The sequence below is a fragment of the Enterobacter sp. CP102 genome (assembly GCF_025152625.1).
In the GTDB taxonomy this organism is placed as follows: Bacteria; Pseudomonadota; Gammaproteobacteria; order Enterobacterales; family Enterobacteriaceae; genus Enterobacter; species Enterobacter soli.
In genome coordinates this window covers 2534955-2549740 of record NZ_CP104014.1, presented here as the reverse complement: position 1 = coordinate 2549740, position 14786 = coordinate 2534955, and the positions used below count along the sequence as shown (strand labels likewise).

The window sequence follows — 14786 nt, the reverse complement described above, 5'->3', positions numbered from 1 at the left end:
TACCTGACATCTTAAGGGGATCTCATGAAGCATCCTGTTTCGCTGCTTTGTTCTGCACTCTGGCTGTGCGGACTTTCTTCACTTTCTTATGCTGCGGACATCCCGAAGGGAACCGTTCTGGCACAAAAGCAGGAACTTGTACGTCACATAAAAGACGAACCTGCCTCACTTGATCCGGCAAAAGCCGTGGGGTTGCCCGAAATTCAGGTGATTCGCGATCTCTTTGAAGGGCTGGTCAATCAGAATGAAAAAGGGGAGTTAGCGCCGGGTGTCGCGACACGCTGGCAGAGTAACGATAACCGCGTCTGGACGTTTAGCCTGCGTGATAATGCAAAATGGTCGGATGGTTCCCCCGTGACCGCACAGGATTTTGTCTATAGCTGGCAGCGTCTGGTTGACCCGAAAACCACATCGCCTTTCGCCTGGTTTGCGGCCCTGGCGGGCATTAACAATGCCCAGGCCATTATTGACGGGAAAGCGGCGCCGGATACGCTTGGCGTAACGGCCGTCGATGATAAAACCCTGCGCGTACAGCTGGATAAACCGCTGCCGTGGTTTGCCAGCCTGACGGCGAGCTTTGCGTTTTATCCGGTGCAAAAAGCCAATGTTGAAAGTGGGAAAGAGTGGACGCGCCCGGGTGCTCTGGTGGGTAACGGTGCCTATGTCCTGAAAGACCGCGTGGTGAATGAAAAGCTGGTTGTTGAACCTAATACGCACTACTGGGATAACGCGAAAACGGTACTGAAAAAAGTCACCTTTGTGCCTATTAATCAGGAGTCTTCCGCGACCAAGCGCTACCTGGCCGGTGATATTGATATCACTGAATCTTTCCCGAAAAACATGTACCAGAAACTGCTGAAAGATATTCCTGGCCAGGTTTACACCCCACCTCAGCTCGGGACTTACTATTACGCCTTTAATACCCAAAAAGGGCCAACAGCAGATGCCCGCGTGCGTCTGGCGCTGAGTATGACCATCGATCGCCGCATCATGGCAGAAAAAGTACTTGGCACGGGTGAGAAACCTGCCTGGCATTTCACGCCTGACGTGACCGCCGGGTTTACTCCGGAAGCGTCCGTGTTTGAACAGATGTCGCAGCAGGAGCTAAATGCGCAGGCGAAGATGTTGTTGCAGGCGGCTGGTTATGGCCCTCAGCGCCCTCTGACCTTGAATCTTCTGTACAACACCTCAGAGAATCATCAGAAGATCGCGATCGCTGTGGCATCGATGTGGAAGAAAAATCTGGGCGTTGACGTCAAACTGCAAAACCAGGAGTGGAAGACCTACATCGATAGCCGAAACACCGGGAATTTCGACGTGATCCGCGCATCCTGGGTTGGGGACTACAATGAGCCATCCACTTTCCTGTCGCTACTGACCTCTACGCACAGCGGCAATATCTCCCGGTTTAACGATCCGGCGTACGATAAGATAATCAATCAGGCGTCGCTTGAGACAACCGAGAAAGCGCGGAATGTGGATTACAATAAAGCCGAGAAGATCCTCGCCGAAAAAGCCCCAATTGCACCGATTTACCAGTACACCAATGGTCGTCTGATCAAACCGTGGGTTAAGGGCTATCCTGTTAATAACCCGGAAGATGTTGCTTACAGCCGTACGATGTATATCGAGAAGCACTAATTAATGCCGGGCGGGACTTAACCTAAATTAATGTCCCGCTTGTAAAAAAGAAATAAAAAAAGCCCGTCAGAGAACGGGCGAAATAAGCAAATGATTTATTGATTCGTTACCCGCCATCACGGAGGCTAACAGCGCGTATATTACGCGTCTGTTCAGTTGGCGTGTAGCTGACAAATTCGGTAGGTGAAACAAAGGATTAAACGTGCGTTACGGAGCTTCGATGGACGGGTATACGCTGTTTTCAAAATATTCGACAAGCTGCCAAATCTCACCGCTGAAGATAAACCAATAGCCAAAAATAATAAGGCTTAAAATAATTAAGATGAGTATTAGTTCTGTCTTTCCCATTGCTGGATACTACCCACCTGAAGTCTGTTTCTTCGAGGTGGGCATTGTAGCGAGGCTTGATTAAATACTCCAGTTTCACGCAGCCAGCACTTTATTGCGCCCGTTGTTTTTGGCGCGGTACAGCGCATCATCAACCCGTTTAAACAGGTCATCGATACTCTCTCCCTGATTATGGCGCGCGACGCCAATGCTGACCGTAAAACGCGGAAGGCCGGGGATAGTAATGCGCGCAACGGCGGCGCGGATGGTTTCGGCAACCTGCATGGCGGCATCAAGCGACGTTCTGGGCAACAAAATCACAAACTCTTCACCGCCCCAGCGAAAAACGAAGTCGTCTTTACGGCTACAGGCCTCCAGCGTGCGGGAGAGGGATATCAGGACTTCGTCGCCTTTAAGATGGCCAAAGACATCGTTGATATTTTTAAAATGGTCGGTATCCACCAGCAGCAGGCTGAACTGCTCCTGAGCGGGCAGGTGAGAAGGATTTGTTTGTTCGGTGATGATGTAAAACTGCCGACGATTAAGCAGACCCGTCATGGAATCTCGCAGGGCCGCATGTTCCAGCTCCTGTTCTAACCGCTTTTGCTCTGTAATATCGTGAATGATGCACAACATCAGCTTATCGCCGTAAATTTCAATTGGCCCGGCGTAGGTCTGTACATGGCGGGTTGAGCCATCGGCGAGTCGGTGGACAAAGTTAAGCGGTTTATGCCCCCCTGGCAGGCTCGCTATCTCTGTCATTACCGGCATGATGTCACGACCGAGAGTGTTAATTTCCCAGGTATGTTTGCTGCACAATTCGTCGTGCTGATAACCGTAAAAATTCAGTGCCGCCAGGTTAGCATCCACAATTTGACCATCCCGCGCCGGGTCGATGAGCAGCATCGGTGCGCTGTTGGTCAGGAAAAATCGTGCGTAAAAGCCCTGTTTTTTTCGCTGATAGGTTGCCGAGCGGCTGGCTTTAAGGCCCGATGCGGTTTGCTGGGCAATCCCCTCAAAAATGATGACATCACCGTGAGGCTCACACTGGGTGAGTGACAGGCGGCAGGTTAACGTTGACACTTGTTCATTGCGCCACACCGTCCAGATTTCGATTATTTCCTGGTCGGCTTTGAGGTCCGGAACATACATTGATAGTGCGGATTGCGCGTTTGCGGAATAGATCCCCGTGCGCATTTCATAAACTGTTTTAGTCCGCATAACATCGGTAGCGGCGGCGTTTGCAAATATAATGTGTTCTGAGACAGGTGAAATCAGCCAGACAGGTGTTTTGATGTAATTCAGTGCATCGAAGCAAGTTAGCGGCATAGGGAATTCCTATCCATCGACACTGCGTGCCTGACGATCACGACGGAATTGACTCGCGTGGGCTTCTTTGAAACATACTCTACTTCACCACATCAGGCATGATTTTTTTGTGAAACAAATGGGGATTCCGTATGAATTTTACCGATTGGTATAATCTGTTTGTCAGACTTTTTTTGTAACAACAACCAGGGGACTTGTTCCGCAGGTAACGGACGAGAAAAAAGAAAACCCTGCAGGAAATCACAGCCTAAATCGGTAAGAACGGCCTGTTGTTGTTCTGTTTCAATGCCTTCGGCCACGACATTCATCTCCATCGTGCGCGCGATATTAATAATGGTTTCCACCAGTTTCCGGCTTTTCTCGTTTTCCAGCATTGAGCTTACAAAGCTTTTATCGATTTTAAGTTCTTTCGCAGGAAGCACGCTGAGCATCAAAAGGTTTGAATAGCCTGTGCCGAAGTCATCGATGGAGACCGTTATGCCGGCATGGTTAAAGGCGGTGAGTAACTCAATACTGCGATCGAGATTTTTGAGCGCGGTGCTTTCGGTGACTTCAAGGATCAATCTGGATGGCGATAAATTGTATTTTTCCAGCATGGACGAAACAACCTGGAATATATCCTGTTGCTCAAACTGGATGGGCGACAGGTTAAAGGATAACGTCCACTGACTGAAGCCTTGTTCCGTCCAGAAATTGAGCTGACGGCACGCCGCTTCAATCGCCCAGTTGCCCACCGGAATAATTAAACCGGTCTGCTCAAGAGAAGGTAAAAACACATTGGGCAGTAAAACACCTTGTTCCGGATGGCGCCAGCGAATAAGCGCCTCAAAACCATGGATGGTATTTTCTTCGGCGATATAGGTTGGCTGATACCAAAGCTCAAACTGATCGCGTTCGAGTGCCTGGGACAACTCCTGCAAGAAACCCGGCTCCGCCGGGGCGGTGGTGGACATCTCCTGGCGGTAAACTGCCCAGTCGTTGCGTCCTTCCTGCTTGACGTACTGCATGGCTGCATCGGCCTTAAGCTTGAGCTCATGCAATGTTTCACCATGTTGGGGATAGAGACTAACACCTGCGCTGAGGGTGGTACTCAGCGCGTGCCCACAGATGGGCTGGCGACGGCGCATATCTTCAATCAGCGTCGAAAGCAGGGTGTTTAATTTATCGTCATCGCATTCCGGGACCAGCAACATAAACGAATCGCCACCCAGTCTCGCCAGCGTCATTTCGCGTGTCAGCCTGGCCGTAATACGCTGGGCAACGTTAATCAGTAGCTCATCACCCACCTGATGTCCCCAGGTGTCGTTCACCCGCCTGAAGTGATCGACATCGAAGAAGATCAGCGCAAATTGTTTCTTATTCAGTAATGAATTGTGCAGGCAATCCTGTAAGCGGATATCCATCTGATGCCGGTTAGCAAGCCCGGTGAGGGTGTCAAAACGCGCCTGCAACTCCAGCTGGCGGTTAAGCTGGCGCAGATTGTCCGTCAGCCGGGTTGTACGCCAGTGGGAGTCCACCAGCGAGATAATAAGCATCAGACCGAGCAGGCACAGGGTGGTGACTGACACCCAAATCGACAGTCCCAGCTCACTGACCCCGCCTGACCGCGTTTGCTCCATTTCATGAATATGGGCGGCGCTCATTCCGGTGTAGTGCATGGCGCAAATCGCGACGGCCATCACCAGCGCGGCCATTACGCGATTAATAAAGATACCTTTGCGATGTTCCCGCAGGTGGAATGCTAACCACAGGGCAACACCGGAGGCGATAACGGCAATCACGACGGACAACAGCACAATACGATGATCCCAGATAATACCGTCTTCAAGCATTAATGCGGCCATGCCGATATAGTGCATGGAGGCCACGCCTGCGCTCAGAATGAGCGTGGCAAGGATCAGCCGGAAAGGGGAAAGGGTTTTAGCGGTGACGGCAATATAGATAGCAATGGTCGAAGCCAGAACGGCAGCACCCAGTGAGGCGAGTGTAAGCCACAGGTCATAGCTCATGGTCATCGGCATTTCCATCGACAACATGCCAATGAAGTGCATTGACCAGACCCCGATACCCAAAGTTACACCTCCGGCAATCCGCCAGAATAACGCGGCTTTGCGGCTGGAAAGGGGGATCTTACCCGCGCTGTCCAGTGCAACAAATGAGGCGATAAACGCCACCAGGAAGGAGATGGCAATTAACACTGGGTCCCACGATACATTGAGCATTATGCAATCCCACGCCAAAAGATGACTGAGGTCGCTTGCTGACGCCCTGCATCAGCTAGCCGCGAACTCGTTCAAACAATATTAGTTATTAATCGCGAAAAAAAAGACCAGGCGCATTACTTTTTTTACTCATTTCGAAGAACATAATATATTCTTTTATTAATTAGTTAAGTTTTGCTAAACCAAAAACCTGTAGAGCAATACTGTTCCTTAAAATATGAGTGCGATCATATTAGTTCACAAAAGAAGATGCTATCGCTTAAATGTCATAAAAACCAGTGTGCCGGGATGAAGTTCATAACATTTATCATAATATGGTATTTTGTATCTACTTAAGTGAAATCACGGGGTGCAAAATGCGAAACACCTGGAGTTGCGGGATAGTGATGAAAAAGTGCTGAGGCAATGCTATATATTTTAAGGCCGACCAAAATATCAAGCAGTGGGAAAAATCATGCTAAAAAATATTAGTGTCAGAACTTTTATCATCTATTTTCTGGTGAGCGTTTTTTTGTTAATTGATGGTTTGATTGCTTTGTTATCTCGCAGCACAACTCTTTTTATTTCTGTAACTGTTGTTAATTTAATCGCATTATTTCTACTTTGGGCCTACATGACAAAATATCTTGTGACGCCCATCAACACTGTGAAAAAAAGTATTGAAGAAGTGATGTCGGGCAATCTTGCCGTCTCTATTCCCGAGTTTGGCAATAACTGTGCCGGGCGTCTGATCCCGGGCATTAATACCTTATCGAGCAACATTGCAACGCTGGTGCGGGAAATTCGGGCATCCTCCGAATCAGCCATGACCTTGTCCGGGCAGCTTTCTGAGCGAAGCGCACAGCTTTCTGTGAAAACAGAACAGCAGTCAGCCTCGCTGGTGCAAACCGCGGCCAGTATGGAACAGATGGCCGCCAGCACGAAAAACAACGCCGATAACACCCGTTTAGCCAGTGAACAGGCGAATGCCGCCACGTTGCAGGCGCGTAAGGGCGGGGAGTTGATGGGGCAGGTTGCCCACAATATGCAATCCATCACCGAATGTGCCCAACAAATGAAAGAAATCATCACAATGATTGACGGTATTGCGTTCCAGACCAATATCCTGGCCCTGAATGCCGCCGTTGAAGCGGCTCGCGCAGGTGAACACGGTAAAGGTTTCGCCGTGGTGGCGGGTGAGGTCAGAAATCTGGCGCATCGCAGTGCAGAAGCGGCGAAAAACATAAAATCCCTGATCGACGAAACCAGCTCAAACGTCACGCAGGGCGTAACCGTAGTCTCTCAGGCGGAAAAAAACATGCATGAAATCGTGGCGGGTTCGGGCGAGGTCAGCAGGCTGATGGATGATATCTCTTCATCGACATCAGAGCAGGAGAAAGGGATCTCGCAAATAACGCTGGCGCTTTCTGAGCTTGAACGGGTTACCCAGAGTAACGTTGCGATGGTGGAAGAGCTGAGCGGTTCGTCAGATGTTCTGAAGAATCAGGTCATTGAATTGCAGGCACGGACGCGCAATTTCAGGCTTGAAGAAGGTTTCCAGAAACCGCAGAACGCATCGCCACATCACCATTCCCTGATGTTTGCGCAGCACGCTAAACACTCCCTCTGAGGGTAAAAAAGAGCCTGGTTCCCGGGCTCTTTTTTTTACGCCTGCACCCAGCGATTTCGTCCTTGCTGCTTTGCGCTGTAGAGCGCCTTGTCAGCCCGGGCAATCACCGACTGGGCCGTTTGCCCAACTTCCCATGTCGCTAACCCCTGGCTTACTGTCACGAGAGGGTTGACCGGGGAAAGGGCATGAGCCTGTGCCTGGGATTGCAGCGTACTGGCTATCGCCGCCGCTGTGCTCTGCAACTGACCGGGATCGGGCAATAACACGATAAACTCTTCCCCACCAAAGCGTCCGACCACGCCGTGGTTATCCTGTGTGACGCTTTCAAGTATGCGGGCAATCATAATCAGGCAGCGGTCACCGCCCTGGTGGCCATAGTAGTCGTTGTAGAGCTTGAAATGATCGACATCGAGCATAATCAACCCGAATTCGGTGCCTTCACGCTGGTGGCTGATAATTTCCTGATCCATGCGCGTTTCAAATGTGCGGCGGTTTGCGATACCGGTTAACGGGTCTTTGCTGGCAAGCTGCCCCAGTTGTTGAATAAGTTCCGCATTTTCCTGCTCCCGACGTAGTGCAAGGATAAACCAGCTGTTGAGGATCCGGCGGCCGGATTCAATCATCCCGGCCAGCAGTATCCACAACAGCGCGTTCAGCACGGTAAGGTTGGAGGGATGAAAAAGGCTGGTGATCAGGATGGTTAGCCACACCGGCGCGATAAAGCTCAACAACACTTTGGGGTCGAAATAGAGCGAAATCAGCGCCGTAAAAAGCAGCAGGGCCGCAAACGGAAAAATTAAACGCATGTCTCCGCTGGCGATTAGCACGTAAAAACAGACCGACCAGCAAAGGCTTATCCCGACGACCACCCCTTTTGCCAGATCCCGGAGCCAGGATGCGTTCTGGAGTGGCGCCATACGCAGGATAAACAAAACCCCGGCCGAAAGAGTCAGGTCGATAACCATCATGGTTTCCAGCAATCCGGCGGGATTAAGCGGTGCGGTTAAGGTATCAACCGTAGAAAAATAGCGCCGTCCCAGCAGGAACAACGAGAATAAAATGTTCACCCACAGGAACCAGGTCATGCTGGTTTTGATGGCAATTGCGCGCATTTCCGCCAGGCGAAAATCGAATGCAGCACAGGGCTTTTTTGTTGTCACCAGCTCACTCCGGGATACATTTAGATCAAAACGGCAGCATTTCATTAACTCTAACGATTTACCTGTACCTGTCTACTGAAACCTGAAGGATAATGTGCAATTCCTGAGCTAATTCAGCGCGATGCTGGACATATTTATTGCTTAACGTTAAGTGAAAGCTAGACTGACAACCAAAGAGTCAAAAAGGTGGAGGTGCTGTGGATAGCATTAAAGGGTCTGAGGTGAACGTGCCTGACGCGGTTTTTGCGTGGCTGCTCGATGGTCGTGGCGGCGCGAGGCCGCTGGAAAACGGTGATGACATCGACAATCAACATCCTTGCTGGCTGCACCTGAACTACACCCACCCGGATAGCGCTCAGTGGCTGGCCACAACCCCACTCTTACCGAACAATGTGCGGGATGCGCTTTCGGGAGAGAGCCTGCGTCCGCGAGTCAGCAGGATGGGTGAAGGCACGCTGATTACGCTGCGCTGCATTAACGGCAGTACTGATGAACGCCCCGACCAGCTGGTGGCGATGCGTGTGTATATGGATGAACGCATGATTGTCTCTACACGTCAGCGTAAAGTGCTGGCGCTGGATGATGTGGTCAACGATCTGAAAGAGGGTACCGGGCCGGCGGATTGCGGCGGATGGCTGGTGGATGTTTGCGACGCCCTGACCGATCACGCCAGCGAGTTTATCGAGGAACTGCACGATAAAATTATCGACCTGGAAGATAATTTGCTCGATCAACAGATCCCCCCGCGCGGTTTTCTCGCGCTGTTGCGTAAGCAGTTGATTGTGATGCGCCGCTACATGACGCCCCAGCGCGATGTCTATGCGCGTCTGGCCAGCGAGCGCCTTAACTGGATGAACGATGATCAGCGCCGCAGGATGCAGGATATCGCCGACAGGTTAGGGCGAGGCCTGGACGAGATTGACTCCTGTATCGCCAGAACGGCGGTGATGGCCGATGAAATCGCACAGGTGATGCAAGAATCCCTGGCGAGAAGAACCTATACGATGTCGCTGATGGCGATGGTTTTTTTGCCGAGCACCTTCCTGACCGGGCTGTTTGGTGTGAACCTGGGCGGGATCCCCGGTGGTGCCTACCGGTACGGATTCATTACATTTTGCGTCATGTTAGTCGTTTTGATAGGTGGTGTTGCGTGGTGGTTGCATCGTAGTAAATGGTTGTAAAATTACGTTTTTTCGCTTCGATGAGTGCCTCAAAACGCTATTTTATTTGAGCGAAGTCAATAAACACATACCCCGTAAGGTGCAATATTACTCCCGCAGGTGAATGCAACGTCAAGCGATGGGCGTTGCGCTCCATATTGTCTTACTTCCTTTTTTGAATTACTGCATAGCACAATTGATTCGTACGACGCCGACTTATTAGTCGGCTTTTTTTTGCCTCCTGTTCTTCAGCGTCTACCCTAAAAAGGGAGAACGCCCAAACCAGGAGGGAAAGATGAGCATCCTGCCCACTCTTCAACGATTAAATTCCATTCCGATTGGTCCTGAACCTAACGATCCTGTACCGATGCCGGACCCCATCCCGCGTCCGCAGCCAATGCCAGACCCACCACCCGATGAAGAACCGATTAAAATGTCGCATCAAACCCCGAGATCTGCGAGGATACGCGCCATCTGACTGCAAAGATGACCGCGAGAGTATATTGTGACCGCATTTTCTACCCTGAATGTTCTGCCTGCTGCCCAACTCGATAACCTTAACGAGTTGGGTTACCTCACTATGACCCCTGTTCAGGCGGCTGCGCTGCCCGCCATTCTTGAAGGCCGTGATGTACGCGTACAGGCAAAAACGGGCAGTGGAAAAACGGCTGCATTTGGTCTTGGGCTGTTGCAGCATATAGATGTCGCACTTTTTAAGACCCAGTCTTTAGTGCTGTGCCCGACCCGTGAACTGGCGGATCAAGTCGCCGGTGAGCTGCGTCGACTGGCGCGTTTTCAGCCAAATACCAAAATTCTGACGCTGTGCGGTGGACAGCCATTCGGCGCCCAGCGCGATTCGCTCCAGCACGCTCCACACATTATTGTGGCAACTCCGGGGCGTTTACTGGATCACCTGCAAAAAGGCACCGTATCCCTTGATGCGCTGCAAACGCTGGTGATGGATGAAGCCGACCGAATGCTGGATATGGGCTTTAGCGACGCCATCGACGAAGTTATCCGCTTTGCACCTGCCGATCGTCAGACGCTGCTGTTTTCTGCGACATGGCCTGAAGCCATTGCGGCAATCAGCGGACGGGTACAGAAAAAACCATTAACCATCGAGATTGATACCGTCGATGCGTTGCCTGCCATTGAGCAACAGTTCTTCGAAACCTCGCAGCAGGGCAAAATCCCGCTGCTGCAAAAGCTGCTGAGCCAGCATAAACCTGCATCCTGCGTGGTGTTCTGTAATACCAAAAAAGATTGTCAGTCCGTATGCGATGCGCTGAATGCCGCCGGGCAGAGTGCGTTGTCGCTGCATGGCGATCTTGAGCAGCGCGACCGCGATCAAACCCTGGTCCGTTTTGCCAATGGCAGTGCGCGCGTTCTGGTGGCAACCGACGTTGCGGCACGTGGTCTGGATATCAAATCGCTGGAGCTGGTAGTTAACTTTGAGCTGGCCTGGGATCCTGAAGTGCATGTACACCGCATCGGACGTACCGCCCGCGCCGGGAACAGCGGCCTGGCAATCAGTTTCTGCGCACCGGAAGAGGCACAGCGTGCCAATATTCTGTCTGAAATGTTGCAGCTGAAGCTGAACTGGGTCAGCGCGCCGGGTAATGTCAGCGTTGTGCCGCTGGACGCCGAAATGGAGACCCTGTGCATTGATGGCGGTAAAAAAGCCAAAATGCGTCCGGGTGATGTGTTGGGGGCATTGACCGGGGATATTGGTCTGGACGGGGCAGATATCGGGAAGATTGCCGTGCATCCGGCACATGTCTATGTTGCTGTTCGTCAGTCGGTGGCGCAGAAAGCCTGGAAACAGTTGCAGAACGGTAAAATTAAAGGCAAAGCCTGCCGGGTTCGCCTGCTTAAGTAAGCGGCAGGAAGGTAGCGTCCCGAAGTCAGTTCGGGACGCTAACGGATTACTTCACTTCAACGACGTTCAGACGCAGTTCATCGAGCTGGGCGTCATCTTCTTCCGGTTGCCAGCCAGTCGGCTGCATCGGGATCTCTTCACGATCAAATGCCAGATCGCCGCCGTTTACCACTTCTGAGTCGTGGTTAATCCCTTTAAAGTCAAACAGCTCTACGTCCGCCAGATGCGAAGGCACAACGTTCTGCATGGCGCTGAACATGGTTTCGATACGACCCGGATAGCGTTTGTCCCAGTCACGCAGCATGTCGCCAATCACCTGACGTTGCAGGTTTGGCTGCGAACCACACAGGTTGCAAGGGATGATTGGGAAGCCTTTCGCCTGTGAGAAACGCTCGATGTCCTTCTCACGGCAGTATGCGAGAGGGCGGATAACGATGTGCTTTCCGTCATCGCTCATCAGTTTTGGTGGCATCCCTTTCATTTTGCCGCCGTAGAACATGTTCAGGAACAGCGTTTGCAGGATGTCATCGCGGTGATGGCCCAGCGCAATTTTGGTTGCGCCCAGTTCGGTTGCCGTACGGTAAAGAATGCCGCGGCGCAGACGAGAGCACAGGGAGCAGGTGGTTTTGCCCTCAGGGATCTTCTCTTTCACGATACCGTAGGTGTTTTCTTCGACGATTTTATACTCGACGCCCAGATTCTCCAGATATTCAGGAAGAATATGCTCCGGGAAACCCGGCTGTTTCTGGTCGAGGTTGACTGCCACCAGTGAAAACTTCACCGGTGCGCTCTGCTGAAGGTTGCGCAGGATCTCCAGCATGGTGTAACTGTCTTTCCCCCCGGAGAGACAGACCATGATGCGATCGCCTTCTTCAATCATATTGAAGTCAGCAATCGCTTCGCCCACGTTACGGCGAAGACGTTTTTGTAATTTGTTCAGGTTGTATTGTTCTTTTTTGTTAATGTCTTGATTTTGTTGCATTTATTACTACCTTTGGAACCAAAAAGGGCATTTATTCAATTCTTTAATCTACGCATTGCAGACGTCATAAACCATTTGCGCGTTGTCATGCCCCATCTGGCTCACAATGAAAGAGGGGTTAGCGCCAGCGGATAAAAGCCAGCAGGCAAAAGTATGTCGCGTATGGTACGGATTCCGGCGACGAATTCCAGCACGTTTTACAGCGGCGTTTGATCTGGCATCGGTACTTGATAAAGCGTAGTCGGCTTTTAACGCGCTTTGCGCAGCGCAGGCGCAGAAACAGAAGGTACTTTTTGATACTCCTGGCTATGCCGCATTACCCTTCACGCGTGGGCGGCGCGGCGGGGGCGGCATACCAGTTTTCTTGCGCGACCATAATGTTCCCTTCGGGCTGCATAACAAAATTCGGCGACATGATCTGAACGTTGAATTCATTGAACACATCCTGAATGTTGCTGTACAACGCATTGCGCGCGATGGCCAGCGACTGCCCGGGCAACAATCTCACCTGGAGCTCGTAGGCTATGTACCAGTCCATCAGTTCCAGCTGGCGTACCAGCGGCGGGTGCGTGAGGTCGACACAGTTTGCCCGCTTGGCTGCCAGCTCAAGCATGGCGTGAACCTGGCGCCACGGGGTGTCGTATCCAATTGTCACACCGACGGTTAAGTTGATGCTGCCATCTTTATTTTGCGCACTGAGGTTAACAATCTTGCCACTCACCACAACGGCATTGGGCACCGTCACCACGTAATCTTCGCGCGTGATAATTTTCGTCGCGAGCATCCCGATTTCGCTGACTTCGCCTTCGTTATCTGCCACCCGAATGATATCTCCTTTTCTCAGGGCTCTTGAATAAATGAGGACCAGGCCACTCATGGCGTGATTCATCACGCCAGCCGAGCCGAGCGTTAACATCAGGCCAAAGAAGACGCTAATGCCTTTAAAGGCCAGCGAATTTGCGCCGGGCAGGAAAGGGTAAGCGGCGGAAAGGGCAAATAACCACACCATTACGGAGATAAGTTTACGGGTCGCCCCGACGGTCTCAGGGTGAAGCCCCGGAAACTGTAAACGACCAGCTTCAACCTGGCGGAGCACCATTTTAAGCAACTTCAGAATAAAGGCGGTGATGATGAAAATAATCAAAACAATCATCAGGCCAGGCAATGCAGAGACGATAGACAGGGCTATCTGGCGGATGACACGCAGTGACCAGTCACCCAGCGACGTGGCCCAGACCCGCGTCCAGGGGAACAAACTTAGTGCCCAGCTTAACCAGATGTAAAAAGCCACAATCCCCAGCAATATCATCAGTAAGCCATACAGACGCGCTTCAATTGCCCCCGTATAACGGCGCCAGCTTTTGGGGATCCAGCCCCGGTTTTCAGCAATCTGGCGGCGATAATATTGTCGCACCCGGCGCCACGAGCGCCACGCGCCATAGCCAACGAGCAGAAACACAGCCAGACCTGCAACCGTCTTAACCGCAGAAAGGGCAAGCCAGCCGGTATTGAATTGATCGCGCAGTGCAGTGCGTTGTGCTTCCAGACGCACCAGTACGCGTTGTGCAGCCTGGTCCAGAGTCAGATCGTCCCCCTCATCCAGATCCGCCTGCGTCAGCAGCATGACAGGTTTGCCATTCATCACGAACAGTCTTCCTGGCTGGTTATAGCGGGTAACAGGGACGATTTTCAGGGGGTCGAGAAGATCCGCATGTTCGAAATGGCGCAGCGTGTTGCGGATGCGGAGCACGCGCTCTTCTGGCGTAGTGAGCCCGAATTTCGCCTGAAGCATAACAATGGGATGATGGAAAATATATACCGTGCGGGCTTGCTCCTGGTCAGTTGGCTCCTGACGCGGTTCTGCCGCAAAAGAACAGAAGGTGAAAAGCGATACCACACACGTCAGAAATGCGAGCACTCTCTTATTCATACCTACCACCCGATAACACGAAATTATCATTATTTTTCAGGCAGCCAGCTAACCGGCAGGCATGAACTTTTTGAGCATAGACCAGTTGTCCGGTTGTGCAACATTCACCTCAGGCGATGCGACGACCGCCGGGATGTTCATCAACAATGGATTGAGGAGGTAAGAGTGGATTAATAGCTGTCTAAATGGTTCAGAAAGTCGCCAAGATGGCTAACGATACCGCCAATATCGAAAATCAACGCCATCCACAGCAGTGCGAGGAGGGCGAGCACAACCACGGAGATACGACTAAACAATGCGAATGTCCTTATTCATGCTGAAAGGTCCAGCTCAATATACTTTGACCTCTTTAAACTTACCTTTAACGACGCCGTCATAAAAGCGACCTTTGGACACTACGCTCAGGAAATCCCGAAAAATGCGAGCGGGGACACGTTGATACTGGAAAGCAGAGCGATCGTGAAACCGTATCTCGAGGGTGGCACTGTTTTCGTCGTAGGCAATCGATGAGATGCGTGATGATCTGACTGGATGGTGGTTCATGATG

General features: G+C 51.5%; 13 protein-coding genes and 1 pseudogene. 5 read left to right on the top strand and 9 right to left on the bottom strand.

Annotated elements, in window-relative coordinates; genetic code table 11:
- The first annotated feature begins 24 nt into the window (after positions 1–24).
- Positions 25–1641 carry an ABC transporter substrate-binding protein gene (locus N1249_RS12040; RefSeq protein ID WP_014070465.1) on the top strand — a complete coding sequence of 539 codons (1617 nt, stop codon included), beginning with the start codon at positions 25–27 and terminating at the stop codon, positions 1639–1641.
- Positions 1642–1848: 207 nt separating this feature from the next.
- Here N1249_RS12040 and N1249_RS12035 read toward each other — a convergent pair whose 3' ends face one another.
- The 3 genes from N1249_RS12035 to N1249_RS12025 form a co-directional block, all read right to left on the bottom strand.
- A complete protein-coding gene (locus N1249_RS12035; RefSeq protein ID WP_259829556.1) occupies positions 1849–1989 on the bottom strand; it encodes an Ecr family regulatory small membrane protein in 141 nt (46 codons plus the stop codon).
- Positions 1990–2064: 75 nt separating this feature from the next.
- Positions 2065–3297: a sensor domain-containing diguanylate cyclase gene (locus tag N1249_RS12030; RefSeq protein ID WP_259829550.1), complete on the bottom strand. Its 1233-nt coding sequence runs from the start codon at positions 3295–3297 to the stop codon at positions 2065–2067.
- A 92-nt stretch (positions 3298–3389) separates the two neighbouring features.
- Positions 3390–5519, bottom strand: a complete 2130-nt coding sequence (locus N1249_RS12025; RefSeq protein WP_259829548.1) for a bifunctional diguanylate cyclase/phosphodiesterase — start codon at positions 5517–5519, stop codon at positions 3390–3392.
- Between the two features lie 613 nt (positions 5520–6132).
- On the opposite strand from N1249_RS12025, the gene N1249_RS12020 reads away from it, so the two are divergent.
- Positions 6133–7128 (top strand): methyl-accepting chemotaxis protein, encoded by a 996-nt coding sequence (locus tag N1249_RS12020; RefSeq protein WP_409193141.1) that lies wholly within the window; start codon positions 6133–6135, stop codon positions 7126–7128.
- 35 nt (positions 7129–7163) lie between these two features.
- Here N1249_RS12020 and N1249_RS12015 read toward each other — a convergent pair whose 3' ends face one another.
- The gene (locus N1249_RS12015) at positions 7164–8288 is read right to left on the bottom strand and encodes a GGDEF domain-containing protein (RefSeq protein WP_259829543.1); all 1125 of its coding nucleotides are present in this window, start codon (positions 8286–8288) and stop codon (positions 7164–7166) included.
- A gap of 197 nt (positions 8289–8485) precedes the next feature.
- Here N1249_RS12015 and zntB point away from each other — a divergent pair, with 197 nt between their 5' ends.
- From zntB to dbpA, 3 genes are all read left to right on the top strand, one after another.
- Positions 8486–9469 carry a zinc transporter ZntB gene (zntB, locus tag N1249_RS12010; protein ID WP_259829541.1) on the top strand — a complete coding sequence of 328 codons (984 nt, stop codon included), beginning with the start codon at positions 8486–8488 and terminating at the stop codon, positions 9467–9469.
- Between the two features lie 283 nt (positions 9470–9752).
- Positions 9753–9926 (top strand): hypothetical protein, encoded by a 174-nt coding sequence (locus N1249_RS23220; RefSeq protein WP_409193174.1) that lies wholly within the window; start codon positions 9753–9755, stop codon positions 9924–9926.
- A gap of 27 nt (positions 9927–9953) precedes the next feature.
- Positions 9954–11327 (top strand): ATP-dependent RNA helicase DbpA, encoded by a 1374-nt coding sequence (dbpA, locus tag N1249_RS12005; protein WP_259829539.1) that lies wholly within the window; start codon positions 9954–9956, stop codon positions 11325–11327.
- A gap of 46 nt (positions 11328–11373) precedes the next feature.
- On the opposite strand, the gene ttcA is transcribed toward dbpA, so the two are convergent.
- The 5 genes and pseudogenes from ttcA to N1249_RS11980 all read right to left on the bottom strand — a co-directional run bounded on the left by ttcA (position 11374) and on the right by N1249_RS11980 (position 14782).
- Positions 11374–12309, bottom strand: coding sequence for a tRNA 2-thiocytidine(32) synthetase TtcA (ttcA, locus tag N1249_RS12000; RefSeq protein ID WP_259829537.1), 936 nt, complete (start codon positions 12307–12309; stop codon positions 11374–11376).
- Between the two features lie 60 nt (positions 12310–12369).
- A pseudogene (locus N1249_RS11995) lies at positions 12370–12549 on the bottom strand (tyrosine-type recombinase/integrase); the annotation flags it as partial.
- Positions 12550–12625: 76 nt separating this feature from the next.
- Positions 12626–14239 carry a mechanosensitive ion channel family protein gene (locus tag N1249_RS11990; RefSeq protein ID WP_259829535.1) on the bottom strand — a complete coding sequence of 538 codons (1614 nt, stop codon included), beginning with the start codon at positions 14237–14239 and terminating at the stop codon, positions 12626–12628.
- Between the two features lie 170 nt (positions 14240–14409).
- On the bottom strand, positions 14410–14535 hold the full coding sequence (locus N1249_RS11985; RefSeq protein WP_259829533.1) for a hypothetical protein: 126 nt from the start codon (positions 14533–14535) through the stop codon (positions 14410–14412).
- Positions 14536–14569: 34 nt separating this feature from the next.
- Positions 14570–14782, bottom strand: a complete 213-nt coding sequence (locus tag N1249_RS11980) for a KTSC domain-containing protein (RefSeq protein WP_014070454.1) — start codon at positions 14780–14782, stop codon at positions 14570–14572.
- Positions 14783–14786: the final 4 nt, after the last annotated feature.

Coding starts and splice junctions, on each gene's coding strand:
- ttcA (WP_259829537.1), bottom strand. CDS start 12,309: ATGCAACAAAATCAAGACATTAACAAAAAAGAACAATACAACCTGAAC.
- N1249_RS12040 (WP_014070465.1), top strand. CDS start 25: ATGAAGCATCCTGTTTCGCTGCTTTGTTCTGCACTCTGGCTGTGCGGA.
- N1249_RS12020 (WP_409193141.1), top strand. CDS start 6,133: ATGACAAAATATCTTGTGACGCCCATCAACACTGTGAAAAAAAGTATT.
- N1249_RS11980 (WP_014070454.1), bottom strand. CDS start 14,782: ATGAACCACCATCCAGTCAGATCATCACGCATCTCATCGATTGCCTAC.
- N1249_RS12035 (WP_259829556.1), bottom strand. CDS start 1,989: ATGGGAAAGACAGAACTAATACTCATCTTAATTATTTTAAGCCTTATT.
- N1249_RS12025 (WP_259829548.1), bottom strand. CDS start 5,519: ATGCTCAATGTATCGTGGGACCCAGTGTTAATTGCCATCTCCTTCCTG.
- N1249_RS11990 (WP_259829535.1), bottom strand. CDS start 14,239: ATGAATAAGAGAGTGCTCGCATTTCTGACGTGTGTGGTATCGCTTTTC.
- N1249_RS12030 (WP_259829550.1), bottom strand. CDS start 3,297: ATGCCGCTAACTTGCTTCGATGCACTGAATTACATCAAAACACCTGTC.